The sequence below is a fragment of the Bradyrhizobium roseum genome (assembly GCF_030413175.1).
Lineage (GTDB): Bacteria > Pseudomonadota > Alphaproteobacteria > Rhizobiales > Xanthobacteraceae > Bradyrhizobium > Bradyrhizobium roseum.
Genome location: NZ_CP129212.1, coordinates 5622071 through 5634656 on the forward strand (window position 1 = coordinate 5622071; position 12586 = coordinate 5634656).

The window sequence follows — 12586 nt, forward strand, 5'->3', positions numbered from 1 at the left end:
ATCGTTGTCCTTTGGGTCAGTGCTTAAACGGGCCGTCCGATTGGGTCGCCGCGCTGGGCGCAGAAAGGCGCGTTCCAGGAAGGCCCCGGAATGGCGGCGGTCACAATTCGGATGAGTGGTCTCGAGGGACGGCTTCAATGGCGTCAGCACAAGCCATTCAAGCTTCGTGCCAAGCGTTCAACGACGAAAAATACCCAGTAATATCAATCAATTAAATGCAAGTTGCGGCAAACCATCGCGACGCTTCCGGCACCGTTATTCGCATTCAAAATTTGCGATTCGCCCAAATCTTGTGCGGCGCACAAGATTTGGGCATGCCGAAGAATCGGTGTTTCAGGCGTCCTCGGTCGCCTTCGCCATCATCGGTTTTGGCGCGCTTCCGTCGCCGGGTTTCATGCGGAATTCGTAGGTCATGAGGTGCCAGGGCCCGGCCGCCGGCTTGCCGTCCGGCATGGTCGGATCGCTGCGTTTTTCGATCTTGGCGACCAGTTCGTCCTTGACCCCGAACACGACGTCGGAATCGAGGTATTTGTCGCCGTCCATGAAGACGTGCGTGATCAGCGGCTGGTGGCCCGGTGCGGCGACCAGGAAATGCACATGGGCCGGCCGCATCGCATGCCGGCGGGTCTGTATGATCATTTCGCCGACCGGACCATCGGTCGGAATCGGATAACTGCACGGCAGGATGGTCCGGAAGAAGAATTTTCCATCGGCATCGGTGATGAAGCGCGCCCGCGACGATGGCCCCTCCGTCGCATAGGCCGGCTTCTGGGAATCGTAGAAGCCATCGTCATCGGCGTGCCAGACGTCGACCGGCACGCCAGCCAACGGCTCGCCCTTCACGTCGGTGACGCGGCTCTGCACGAACATCCGCTCGCCCGGCAGAGTGGCCGAGATGTCGGCACCATGCGGCGTCACCTTGTGCTCGCCGACATAGAACGGGCCCAGCACGGTGGTCTCGGTCGCGCCTTCGCGCTCCCGGTGGTTCACGGCATCGACCAGCATCGAGACGCCGAGCACATCCGAGAGCAGGATGAACTCCTGACGGATCGGCGTGCATTTCTGCCCGGTGCGGGTCAGGAAGTCGATTGCGTATTCCCACTCCTCGAAGGTGAGATCGGTCCGACGGACGTAGTCGTGCAGCGATTTCACCAGTTCCTGCATCAGGAATTTGGCGCGCGGATCCGGCGTGTCGTCAAAACTGCGGATCACGGCGGCGGTCAGTTCGGTCTCGCTGAATTGGCGCATTTTTCTGTCCTGCGGGATAAACGAAGGCTGGCGTCACCCTATACCAGCGCCCCGTGCCGGGTAAGCGCCGCTGGTTGGAACGGAGCACACTTTTCGGCTATCAAAGCTGGGTCATCCAGCCGGAGATCAGCGCCGATGTTAGCCCCTGCCCCCGCCTCGCCCGAATCCGCCGGAATGTCCAAGGCGGCGCTCGATCGCCTCGAGAATCACCTGAAGCAGCGCTATGTCGATGCCGGCCGCTTCCCGGGAACGCAACTCCTGATCTATCGGCGCGGCAAGGTGGTTCATTCCACCGTGCAGGGCTTTGCCGACCTCGAACGCAAGGCGCCGGTCAAGGACGACACGATCTTCCGCATCTATTCGATGACCAAGCCAATCACGAGCGTCGCCTTCATGATGCTGGTCGAGGAAGGCCGCGTCGCGCTCGACGAGCCCGTGCACAAATACATTCCCGCTTGGAAAAATCTGGGCGTATTCGCGGCCGGCACCTATCCGGCGTTCCTCACCCGTCCGCCAACCCGGCCGATGCTGATCGTGGACCTGTTGCGCCATACTTCCGGGCTTACCTACGGCTTCCAGCAGCGCAGCAATGTCGATGCCGCCTACCGCGAAACCAAGATCGGCGAAGTGATCAAGGCCGGCTCGCTGCAGACCATGATCGACGACCTTGCCAAGATCCCGCTGGAATTCTCCCCGGGCGAGGCCTGGAATTATTCCGTCTCGACCGACGTGCTCGGTTATCTGGTCGGCGTCATCAGCGGCAAGCCGTTCGAGCAATTCCTCAAGGAGCGCATTTTCGATCCGCTCGGGATGAACGACACCGACTTTTTCGTGCCGAAGGAAAAGGCGCATCGTTTCGCGGCCTGCTATTCGGCCGGCGTGCAGATCGGCATGACGGCCGGCGAGGCCAAATTGACGCTGCAGGACGACCCGGCCACGAGTTCGTTTCTGTCGCCGCCTTCGTTCATTTCAGGCGGCGGTGGCCTGTGCTCGACCACGGCCGACTATCTCACCTTCTGCCGCGCGCTGCTCAACGGCGGCGAACTCGACGGCGTTCGCCTGCTCGGCCCGAAGACGTTGAAGCTGATGGCGTCGAACCATTTGCCCGGTGGCGTCGACCTGCCGGCGATGTCGCGCTCGCTGTTTTCCGAGGCGGCCTACAATGGCATCGGCTTCGGCCTGGGCTTCGCCGTCACCATGAACCCCGCACAGACAATGATCGCCGGCAGCCCCGGCGAGTTCAACTGGGGAGGTGCAGCGACGACCTCGTTCTTCATCGACCCGGCGGAAGAGCTGATCATGATCTTCATGACGCAGGTGCTGCCGTCGAGCGCCTATCCATTGCGGCGCGAGTTGCGCACCATGGTGTACGCCGCCATCACCGACAGCAATCTTTGACGCCGGCCCGTTCGGCGGCACCAGGCCGCCATGGAACCTGGCCTGCAGCCCCGGGGCGGGGCTTGCACCGCTGTAATATGCTTGGCGCAATTCCGCCGCATCTCCTATGCTCGCCGCACGTCGCGCCGATCGGGAATTTCCTTGCCAAAGCTCTCATTGCCACTGCGTCTCGCCCTTCTGGTCGCGGGAACTACGCTCCCGCTGATCATTTTCGCGGTCGGCATCGTCTACAATAATTACAAGCAAGACCGGCAGAACGCGACGCAACGGGTGCTGGAAACCGTCCGCAGCATCCGCCTCGTCCTCGACGCCGAGATGCTGCGCATGACCGGTGCGCTTCAGGTGTTGTCGCTGACGAATTCATTGCGCGACGGCGATTTCAATGGCTTCCGCCGGATCGCGCGGGGTTTTCTCGATCAATATGGCGAAGGCGGGGTCATCCTGGTGGCCAACCGCGACGGCCGGCAGGTGTTTTCCTCGGTCACGACAGATGCGACGAGCCTGCCGCCGCGGAACAACCGCGCCATCGTCGACAAGGTCTTTGCCGAGAAGAAACCGGTCTATTCCAACCTGTTCGTCGACGCGGTGAAGAAGCGCCTGATCGTGACCGTCGAGGTGCCGGTCTTTCGCGATGGCGAGATGATCTACGACATCTCCTTCAGTCCACCGATCGAGATTTTTCAGGCCATGATCGAGCAGCAGCAGCCGAGCAATGACTGGACGATCTCGATCTTCGACGGCGAAGGCACCAGTTTCGCGCGCGTGCCGAACCCGCAGGAAACCGTCGGCAAGCGTGCCTCGCCCTCGCTCTATGCGCAGATGTTCCAAAATCCCGAAGCCACCATGGCGACGATATCGCTCGAAGGCGTGCCGCTGATCACGAGCATAGCCCGCTCCTCGCTCACCGGTTGGACCGTTGCCGCCGGGGTCGCCGAAAGCTCACTGGTTGCGCCGCTGTGGCGAAACCTCGCGATCACGAGTGTGATGGGCGCAGCGCTGCTGATGGTCGGCCTCGCCTTTGCGGTGCGGATGGCGACCCAGATCGCCCGCGGCGAGATGCTTCACAATCTCCTGATCGAGGAGCTCAACCATCGCGTCAAGAATACGCTGGCGGTGCTGCAGTCGATCGCCACCCAGACGTTCCGCAGCGCCAGCCGGACGGAGCGCGAAAAGTTCGAGGGCCGGCTCGGCGCGCTGGCCGAGGCGCACAATCTGCTGAGCCAGGAAAAATGGCAGGGCGCGGAGCTGCGGGAAGTGATTGCGCGGGTGCTGCGGCCCTACCTCCTCAGCACTCCCGAGCGAATGCGGATGTCCGGGCCTCGGGTTCCGCTGTCGCCTCGGCTCGCCGTGGTGTTGTCGATGATCGTGCACGAAATCGCGACCAATGCCGCCAAGTACGGCGCGCTGTCGAATGACACCGGCACCATCGCGATAGATTGGGAGATCATCGAGGAAAGCGACCGGCGCAAGCTGCGGCTGATATGGACCGAGGCCGGCGGCCCGCCCGTCACGGCGCCGGTGCAGCGCGGCTTCGGCTCGCGGTTGATCGAGCGCAGCACGCGCGACCAGCTTGGTGGCGAGGCGACCGTCGATTTCCTGCCGCGCGGCGTCGTCTATACTGTGAGCTGCGCGCTCGACATGGAGGAATAAACCGATACGGAGAGCGTTATTTCAACATCTCCGGCACGATCAGCCGCGGCAGGAACAATGACACACTCGGCCAGATGATCAGTGCGGCCAGCACCAGCAGCATCGGGATCAGCATGATCACCGTGTCCTTGAGCGCGTAGCGCAGCCGCACGCCCGCAATCGAGCAGGCGATCATCAGGCACAGGCCGTAGGGCGGCGTCACCAGCCCGAAGGCCAGCGACACGATCGAGATGATCGCAAACTGTACGGGGTGCAGGTCGACCGATTTCGCCAGCGGTTCGAGCACGGTGCCGACGATGATGATCGCCGGAATGGCGTCGAGAAAACACCCCACCACGAGGAAGCAGAACGAGATGAAGAAGCCGGCCCCGATCGCGCCCATGCCCCAGGTCGAGACGTTGGCCAGCAGTTCCTGCGGAATCCTGTAATAGGCCAAGAGCCAGCCGAAGGCGCTCGCGGTACCGATGCAAAACAGCGCGACGCCGGCGAGACGGCCGGTGTCCAGCAGCGCCTTGTAGAGCTGGCGCGCGCCGGTTTCGCGGTAGAAGAACGTCGATAGCGCAACGGAATAGAGCACTGCGACGCATGCGGATTCGGTCGCAGTAAACCACCCCAGCAAAATGCCGCCGACAATGATGAACGGCGTCGTCAGCGCCGGTATCGACCGCAAGATCGCCCACCACATGTCCCGCCAGCTATCCTTCGGATAGGTCGGATAGCCGCGGCGCACGGCATAGACATGCACGGTCGCCATCTGTGCGCCCGCGATCAGCAATCCCGGCACAATGCCGGCGAGGTACATCGCGGCGATCGAGGTCGAGATCAGCCCACCCCATACGATCATCAGAATCGAGGGCGGGATGATGACGGCGAGCACGGCGGAGACCGCCGTGATGGCGATGGAGAACGAAAGATCGTAGCCCTCCTTGGTTTGGGCATCGATGAAGATCTTGGACTGGCTCGCCGCGTCAGCGGTGGATGAGCCGGAGATGCCGGCAAAGAACACCGACAGCACAACATTGATCTGCGCCAGCGATCCCGGCCAGTGACCGACCATCGAGCGCGACAACGCGACCAGGCGGTCGGTGATGCCGCCGATGCTCATCAGGTTGGCAGTGAGAAGAAAGAACGGCACGGCGAGCAGAATAAACGAATTGTAGGCGTTGAAGGTCTCCTGCGCGAGCGTCATGATCGACAGGCGCGGCTCGATCAAAAGGACTGGCACGCAGGCCAGGCCGAGCGCAAAGGCGACCGGTACGCGGAAGATGAGCAGGCCGACGAAGACCCCGAACAGGAGCATGGCGGCCTGTCCGGCAGAAAGAACATTGCCGCTCATCGTCTTGCCCCAAACAGAATCCGCGCCTCGTCGAGAATTTGTTCACCCGCAAAAACGATCCACGTCACGCCCGCCGCCGGCCATGCGACGTGGATCATCCAGAGCGGCAGATCCGCCAGTTCCGACGTCCGGTTCCAGGCGAACCGCGTGAATTCGAGCCCGGCCCACACAAACACCACCGCCATCGCCAATATGCCGAGCCGAGCCATTATCCGCACGACGGCCTCACTCCGGCGCGACAGGTCGGGCCAGACATCGACCTCGAAATGCTGGGACTCCCTGATGCCGACCATGGCGCCGATCATGATGGTCCAAATGAACAGGAAGCGCGCCATCTCCTCGGTCCAGATGTAGGAGGGAATGAGCGGCGTGTAGCGCGAGATGATCTGCAGCGTGACCGGAATGACCAGGATGCCGACGCAGGCGGCGAGCAGCATTTCCAGTAATTTGGCATAGGCCGCCGTCGCTCGGCGCCACAGCGACGGGTTTGGCGGCATCGACACTTCAGTCATGAAAGCTCCGGGAGATAGCGATCATGGAACGGGGCAAGCCGTCCGGCTTGCCCCGTTCCCCGCCGCGCGGCGTAACGGTCCTCAGGCGACGTTGATCTTCTCGAAGATGCCTTCGGCACCGATTTCCTTGGCATAAGTGGCCATCACGGGATCGGCGAGCTTCTTCATGGCGTCGCGCTCCTCGAACGGGACGCGCTTGAGCTTGCCGGCCTTCTCCAGCGTGTCGAGCTTGACGACCTCCTCGCTCGACTCCAGTTGGCGGCCGTAATCGCCGGCCTCCTTGCCGGCCTTCATGATGGCGTCCTGCAAGTCCTTCGGCAGGGTCTTCAGCGTCTTCACCGAGAAACAGATCGGCCGGATCGACACCGCGTGCTGGGTCAGGTTGAGATGCGGCGCGACCTCATAGAACTTCATTGCCTCGACGCCGGCCGCCTCGTTCTCGCCGGCCGAGATCACGCCGTTCTGAATGGCGTTGTAGACTTCATTGTAGGCGATCACGGTCGGACTCATACCGACGGCTGCGAACGTCTTCGACCAGATCGGCGCGCCCTGTACGCGGACCTTGAGACCCTTGAGATCGGCGATATTCTTGAGCGGCTTGTTGGCGAAGATGTTGCGGATGCCGCCGCCGGCATAGCCGATCAGAACCACTTCAGCCTTGGCTGCGACCTCGTCAGCGATTGGCGCCAGAATGTTGGCTTCGACCACCTTGTTCATGTGCTCGATGCCCTTGAACACGAATGGTGCGTCGATGAACGGCGCCGCCTTGGCAAAAGTCGACATGTGGGCCGGCGATACAATGCCGTAATCGACCGCCTTGCCCTGCGACATGTACTCGAAATACTGCTTTTCGAGCCCGAGCGATGAATTCTTGTGCAGCGTGAAATTGATCGGCTTGCCGTAGTACTTCTTCACCAGTTCCTCGAACCGGATCAGCGCCCTATTGAAGGCGTGATCGTCGTTGAACTGCACGGCTCCGTTGAGCGTGACGGGCGCCTGCGCCCGCAGGATCGATGGCATCCCCAATGTGCCGGCAGCCGCGGTCGCACCAAGGCCGGCAAGTACGGTTCTTCGCTTCATGGCGTTTCTCCCCTGCAATGCCCGTCCCTTGTAAGCGGGACTTCGGCGTGGCCGTGACGCGGCCACTGTTGTAAAGCGTATGCAAAACAGCGCCGCTGTGGAAGCCAATTCAGGCAATACCCTGGGGCTAATCGGCCGCAGGCAGGAGGCCGATGATTGCAATCATTCCGGCAAATCCGAACCGCAGCACATCGTCCAAGCCGGCGTCCCCTTCCGCAGCGGCGTCCATCGCGACCCGGCCGGCCCATCGGTGGCCTCCGCAACATCCGTGGCTTCGACCTTGCCGGCAATGGCGTGCGGAGGGCGCCGCTTTAGCCAAAAATGCTGGGCGACATCCGATTCCTGCCCCGCCTCCGGCATTAGGCGGCCTGCGAGATCCGCCGATTACCGGATCTTCCCGCCACAGATAGTCCAAAAACAAGACTGAACTTTGCTGCATTGTGTCAGACATCATCTCGCGCGGGCATTTCACAAAAATGCTCGCAGCTGTCGCGCCCGCATGCGCTGTGTGAGCGATCGCGTCTTGGCCGGCACCCCCGTAAAAATCCGGGGGTGGATCGCGACCTAGTAAGCATGCTGACTAAAATCTGTGACCTTTGAACTCGCGGTGGTTGTGGTTTGTCGAATATTTTGTCAAATATAGCGGGCGGGGCTTTTTCGAATTTTCGCCCCGGGCGCCGGCAGCTCTAGGTGGTTGGCGGCGCCGGTATCGGAGTGCTTCCCATGCGTGTCTGCGTTCGGTTAGCGTTCCGAGACATCTCAGGATTCCTGAGGTTCTCATAACCTCACGTCTCGAAGTGACTTTGAACACGGCAGATACAGAAGAAGCTCTGACCAATTTTTGCCAGGGTTTCCCGATTGAAGGACGGTAAAACCAGAATGAACAGATCAGCAGCGAAGAAAATGAAGCAGCGCAGCGCCGGCAAACCCGATATTGAATTGGGCAAGCGGATTCGCCTGCGACGTGTGGAGCAGAAAATCTCCCAGGCAGAACTCGGCGACAAGCTCGGCGTCAGCTTCCAGCAAGTCCAGAAGTACGAGAAGGGCGTCAACCGCGTCGGCGCTGCCCGTCTGCAGCAGATCGCCACTGCGCTCGACGTTCCGGTCACGTTCTTCTACGACGGCGACGGCAAGGCCCGCGAAGTCGAGAGCCTTCTATTCCTGGACAGCGCGTTCAGCCTGCGGCTGCTGCGTGCCTACAGCAAGATCAAGGACCAGACCGTTCAGCGTCAGCTGGTGTCCCTGATGGAATCGATCGCGGCCAACGAAGGCTAAGCACCTATCGCGCCTTGATCGCAGCACCGCGGACCCGTTTCAGTTGCGCGAGAAATCGCCGGGTAGCCTGTTGCTGCGCTAGGCCTGATCTTGATCTGCCGGGAGATCAGCGCATCGCCGCCGCCGCTGACAATTCCGGTCAATCGCGACAACCAAGTCCTGAATAGATGGCCTCGCAAGCGCGAGGCATTAAAGCCATTCGCCGAACAGGGTTCCGCCGAGCACGCGCACCTTCCATTTTTTCCCGATCCGACGCCGACGTAACTGCAAAGCCCTCCGACTGTAAAACTGCCATCGACCCGGCCCGGACGCCCCCTTGCCGGCGGCGGGCGAAACGTTCCTTCGCCTCGCTCCGCCCGGACACGCCTTGCGAACGGGCCAAGATGCGCAACTGGATCCGGCACGTCGACGGGTTGATCGGCAATCTGATCATCTTCAACTGGCAGCACCATCTGGCCGACCGCGTCGCAATGGTCGGATCAGGAACTCGCCGAGACGCTGAAGAACATCCCGATCAAGCAACGGCAGGAGGCCTGGCTGCGGGCCGCGCGAACCCTGTACCGAGGAGGAGCGCGACGCGGCGCGATCCAGGCTGGTCGCGCTGCTCGACGAGATGGAATGGGCGCTCGAGACCTCCGGATGGCCGGTGGGCAAGGCCTAGTCGACCGCCGGCATCGTCGCGGTCCCCTTCGTCAAGCGCATCGACGAGGAGATCGCGCCGGATGAAACCACCGAGAAGAAACATCCACGCGTTGCTGCGTGGTGGATTAGACTGAAAGCGCGACCGACTTACGCCCAGGCGAATTTCGGCCCTTTCGTTGATTTCTGAACCGGACTGGATACCTCGATGCTGGACACCCCGAACAACGCCAAGACCTCGCATGCCGACGGCAAGATTCTGCAAGCCGTCAGCGACGGCGTCGGCGTCATCACCTTCAACAACCCCGACAAACGCAATGCGATGTCGCTCGAGATGTGGGAAGGTCTTGGCGAGGCGCTGACCGCCCTCCGCGACAATCCCGATGTGCGCGTCGTGATCCTGGTCGGCGCCGGCGACAAGGCGTTCGTCTCGGGGGCCGATATCAGCCAGTTCGAAAAGACCCGCCACAATGCGGCAGCCTCGGAAGAATATTCGAAACGCAGCGAGGCGCAGCGGGCGCTACTGGCGAGTTACCCGAAGCCGACGATCGCCTGCATCCGCGGCTTCTGTCTTGGCGGCGGCATGCAGGTCGCGATGCTCACCGACATGCGCCTCGCCTCCGACAACAGCCAGTTCGGCATTCCCGCCGCAAAACTCGGAATCGCCTACGGCTATGACGGCCTCAAGCATCTGGTTTCGCTGGTCGGGCCATCCTGGGCGCGACTCATGATGTATACAGGGATGCGGATCGATGCTGCGGAAGCGTTACGGATCGGATTGGTCGACCGCATGCTGCCGGACGTGGAATTATGGGACGCCACGATGGAGATCGCGCGCACCATCTCCGGCAACGCGCCGCTGGCGATCAAGGCCGCCAAGATCACGATTGCCGAAGTCTTGAACGACGAAAGCAAGCGCGACATGGACGCGATCAAGAAGATCGGCATGGCCTGCATGGACAGCGACGATTTCCGTGAAGGCCGGACGGCCTTCATGGAAAAGCGCAAGCCGCAGTTCAAGGGGAAGTAAATCGGCTTTCGTCATGGCCCGGCTTGTCCCGGCCACCCACATCTCACGTTGCCGAAGCACCAGACGTGGATGCCCGGCACAAGGCCGGGCATGATGGCGAGTTGGTGTTACAGCGCCGCCAGCACCGCCCTTGTGATATCCGCGGTGCCGTTGCTGCCGCCAAACTCCATCGGCTTGATCGCTCCCGCATAGGCCTTGTCGACCGCGCGTTCGATGCGCTCGCCGGCTTCGGCCGCGCTTTCCAAGCCGTGCTTGTCGGCGAGCCAGTCCAGCATCATCGCGGAAGACAGGATCATCGCGGTCGGGTTGGCCTTGCCCTGCCCCATGATGTCAGGCGCGGTGCCGTGGCAGGGCTGGAACACGGCGTAGCGGTCGCCGATATCGGCTGAGGGAGCCATGCCCAGGCCGCCGATCAGGCCGGCGGCAAGGTCGGAGAGAATGTCGCCGAACATGTTCTCCGTCACCATGACGTCGAAGTCCCAGGGACGCTTCACCATCATCAGCGAGCAGGCGTCGACATAGACCCGGTCGGTCTTGACATCGGGATGCCGCTTGGCGGCTTCGTCGAATATCCCGCGAAAGAACGCGAACGCCCTGAATACGTTGGCCTTGTCGACGCAGGTCAGGCCGCCATGGGTCTTGCCGCGCGCCTTGCGGCGTTCGGCGAGACGGAACGAGAACTCGAACAGCCGCTCCGAGGTCTTGCGCGTGATCACCAGCGTCTCGCGCGCCTCGGTGTCGGTCACCACGCCCTTGCCCATCGAGGCGAACAGGCCTTCGGTCGATTCCCGGATCAGCACCAGGTCGATGCCGCGCTTGTCAGCGCCGACGATCGGGCTCGGCACGCCCGGAACGAGCCGTGCCGGACGCACACCGGCATAGAGGTCGAAGTGGAAGCGCAGCTCAATCTGCGGCGCAATTTCGGTGTTATCAGGGTAGCGCACTGACGGCAGGCCGCAGGCGCCGAGCAGGATGGCGTCCGCTTCCTCGCATAACCGGATCGTCGAGTCCGGCATCGATTTGCCTGTCGCCAGATAATTATTGGCGCCGGCAGGGGCATCGGTGAAGCGGAATTTGAGGTCCGAGGTTGCTTCGATCTTGCGCAGGACTTCCAGCGCCGGCGCCATCACTTCCGGGCCGATGCCATCGCCGCCGAGCACGGCGATGTGGAGGGCGTTGTTTGCGGACATGGGGAATACCTTGAAAGACAGAAATTAGGTACCGTCATTGCAAGCGAAGCGCAGCAATCCATTTCACGGCACAACGGATGGATTGCTTCGCTCGCAACAACGGCAGCAACAGCGAGCGCTACGGCGTCAGCACCGCGCGGCCGACGAGCTTGCCTTTCTGCAGGTCCATCAAGGCTTCATTGGCTTTCGCCAGCGGCATCGTCGTGACCGGAATCGGCTCGATCATCTTGTTGCGGACGAGGTCGAGCAGTTCCGCGGTTTCGCGCAGATTGCCGACATAGCTGCCCTGGATCGTGATCGCCTTGATCGGAATCAGCGGCAGTGCCCACGGCGCGCCGCCGCCGAACAGGCCGACGATGACGAGCTTGCCGCCCTTGGTCAGGCAATCGAAGCCGAGTTGGGTGGTCTGCGCATTGCCGACGAGATCGATCACGGCGCGAATCGGTCCGCCGGCCGCCTTGGCCAATTGCTCCAGCGCATCCGGCGCCTTGCCGTCGACGGTGGCGAGCGCCCCGGCGGCTTCCGCGGCCTCGCGCTTGCGGGCGTCGATATCGACGACGATGGCGCCCTTGCCGCCCATCGCCTTCAACAGCGAGAGCGCCATCAGGCCCAGCCCACCGGCGCCGAAGATGACGATCGGTGAATTGAAGGCGAAGTCCACCTTCTTCAGCGCGCTGTAGGTGGTGACGCCGGAACAGGCATACGGCGCCGCCGTGACGGGATCGAGCCCTTTCAGGTTCAACAGATATTTCGGATTCGGCACCGTCATGTAATCGGCATAGCCACCATCGCAATAAACGCCGAGCGAGTTCGGCTTGACGACGCACATGTTCTCGTCGCCGCCGACGCACGTCGCGCATTTGCCGCAGCCGAGCCAGGGATAGACCAGCGCAACGTCCCCTACCTTGAGGTCGCCCTTGTCGGCGGCGGAGGCGTCAGGTCCGAACGCCACCACCTCGCCGACCGTCTCGTGTCCCATCGTGCGCGGCAGCGACACGCCGCGGTCCTTCAGCGACAGCGGCTTGCGGCCGTGGCCGAGATCATAGCCGCCTTCCCAGATGTGAAGGTCGCTGTGGCAGACGCCCGCCGCCTTTACCTTGATCAGAACCTGCGTGCCCGTCGGCTGCGGCGTCTCCTGATCCACCTCTTTCAGCGGTGCGTTGAACTCGGCGACCTGAAAGCTCTTCATCGCTTCTCTCCCGTGATTCTTGGTCTTGGACGCAAACAC

Annotated in this window: 10 protein-coding genes; 4 read left to right on the forward strand and 6 right to left on the reverse strand. The window is 62.2% G+C overall.

Annotation, left to right across the window (positions count from 1 at the left end; translation table 11 throughout):
• Positions 1–333: 333 nt before the first annotated feature.
• On the reverse strand, positions 334–1248 hold the full coding sequence (locus tag QUH67_RS26640) for an intradiol ring-cleavage dioxygenase (RefSeq protein ID WP_300942360.1): 915 nt from the start codon (positions 1246–1248) through the stop codon (positions 334–336).
• A gap of 135 nt (positions 1249–1383) precedes the next feature.
• Here QUH67_RS26640 and QUH67_RS26645 point away from each other — a divergent pair, with 135 nt between their 5' ends.
• Positions 1384–2646, forward strand: coding sequence for a serine hydrolase domain-containing protein (locus tag QUH67_RS26645; RefSeq protein WP_300942361.1), 1263 nt, complete (start codon positions 1384–1386; stop codon positions 2644–2646).
• A gap of 141 nt (positions 2647–2787) precedes the next feature.
• Positions 2788–4296: a sensor histidine kinase gene (locus tag QUH67_RS26650; protein WP_300942362.1), complete on the forward strand. Its 1509-nt coding sequence runs from the start codon at positions 2788–2790 to the stop codon at positions 4294–4296.
• A 16-nt stretch (positions 4297–4312) separates the two neighbouring features.
• Here the strand turns inward: QUH67_RS26650 and QUH67_RS26655 are convergent, their stop codons facing one another.
• The 3 genes from QUH67_RS26655 to QUH67_RS26665 form a co-directional block, all read right to left on the reverse strand.
• A complete protein-coding gene (locus QUH67_RS26655) occupies positions 4313–5632 on the reverse strand; it encodes a TRAP transporter large permease (protein WP_300942363.1) in 1320 nt (439 codons plus the stop codon).
• Positions 5629–6144, reverse strand: coding sequence for a TRAP transporter small permease (locus QUH67_RS26660; RefSeq protein WP_300942364.1), 516 nt, complete (start codon positions 6142–6144; stop codon positions 5629–5631). The genes QUH67_RS26655 and QUH67_RS26660 overlap by 4 nt, the downstream gene beginning before the upstream one ends.
• 81 nt (positions 6145–6225) lie before the next feature.
• Positions 6226–7224 carry a TRAP transporter substrate-binding protein gene (locus QUH67_RS26665; RefSeq protein ID WP_300942365.1) on the reverse strand — a complete coding sequence of 333 codons (999 nt, stop codon included), beginning with the start codon at positions 7222–7224 and terminating at the stop codon, positions 6226–6228.
• Positions 7225–8103: 879 nt separating this feature from the next.
• Between QUH67_RS26665 and QUH67_RS26670 the strand changes: the two genes are divergently transcribed.
• Together QUH67_RS26670 and QUH67_RS26675 are read left to right on the forward strand one after the other, a co-directional pair.
• Complete coding sequence (locus QUH67_RS26670; protein WP_028347342.1) at positions 8104–8499, forward strand: helix-turn-helix domain-containing protein; 396 nt, start codon at positions 8104–8106, stop codon at positions 8497–8499.
• Between the two features lie 847 nt (positions 8500–9346).
• Positions 9347–10168: an enoyl-CoA hydratase gene (locus QUH67_RS26675; protein WP_300942366.1), complete on the forward strand. Its 822-nt coding sequence runs from the start codon at positions 9347–9349 to the stop codon at positions 10166–10168.
• Positions 10169–10275: 107 nt separating this feature from the next.
• Here the strand turns inward: QUH67_RS26675 and QUH67_RS26680 are convergent, their stop codons facing one another.
• On the reverse strand, positions 10276–11358 hold the full coding sequence (locus QUH67_RS26680; protein WP_300942367.1) for an isocitrate/isopropylmalate dehydrogenase family protein: 1083 nt from the start codon (positions 11356–11358) through the stop codon (positions 10276–10278).
• Between the two features lie 118 nt (positions 11359–11476).
• Positions 11477–12547, reverse strand: coding sequence for an alcohol dehydrogenase (locus tag QUH67_RS26685; RefSeq protein ID WP_300942368.1), 1071 nt, complete (start codon positions 12545–12547; stop codon positions 11477–11479).
• Between the last annotated feature and the right edge of the window lie 39 nt (positions 12548–12586).

Bases quoted from the DNA above. Each gene is read 5' to 3' on its own strand.
- QUH67_RS26660 (WP_300942364.1), bottom strand. From the start codon at position 6,144: ATGACTGAAGTGTCGATGCCGCCAAACCCGTCGCTGTGGCGCCGAGCG.
- QUH67_RS26680 (WP_300942367.1), bottom strand. From the start codon at position 11,358: ATGTCCGCAAACAACGCCCTCCACATCGCCGTGCTCGGCGGCGATGGC.
- QUH67_RS26685 (WP_300942368.1), bottom strand. From the start codon at position 12,547: ATGAAGAGCTTTCAGGTCGCCGAGTTCAACGCACCGCTGAAAGAGGTG.
- QUH67_RS26645 (WP_300942361.1), top strand. From the start codon at position 1,384: ATGTTAGCCCCTGCCCCCGCCTCGCCCGAATCCGCCGGAATGTCCAAG.
- QUH67_RS26670 (WP_028347342.1), top strand. From the start codon at position 8,104: ATGAACAGATCAGCAGCGAAGAAAATGAAGCAGCGCAGCGCCGGCAAA.
- QUH67_RS26675 (WP_300942366.1), top strand. From the start codon at position 9,347: ATGCTGGACACCCCGAACAACGCCAAGACCTCGCATGCCGACGGCAAG.
- QUH67_RS26640 (WP_300942360.1), bottom strand. From the start codon at position 1,248: ATGCGCCAATTCAGCGAGACCGAACTGACCGCCGCCGTGATCCGCAGT.
- QUH67_RS26655 (WP_300942363.1), bottom strand. From the start codon at position 5,632: ATGAGCGGCAATGTTCTTTCTGCCGGACAGGCCGCCATGCTCCTGTTC.
- QUH67_RS26665 (WP_300942365.1), bottom strand. From the start codon at position 7,224: ATGAAGCGAAGAACCGTACTTGCCGGCCTTGGTGCGACCGCGGCTGCC.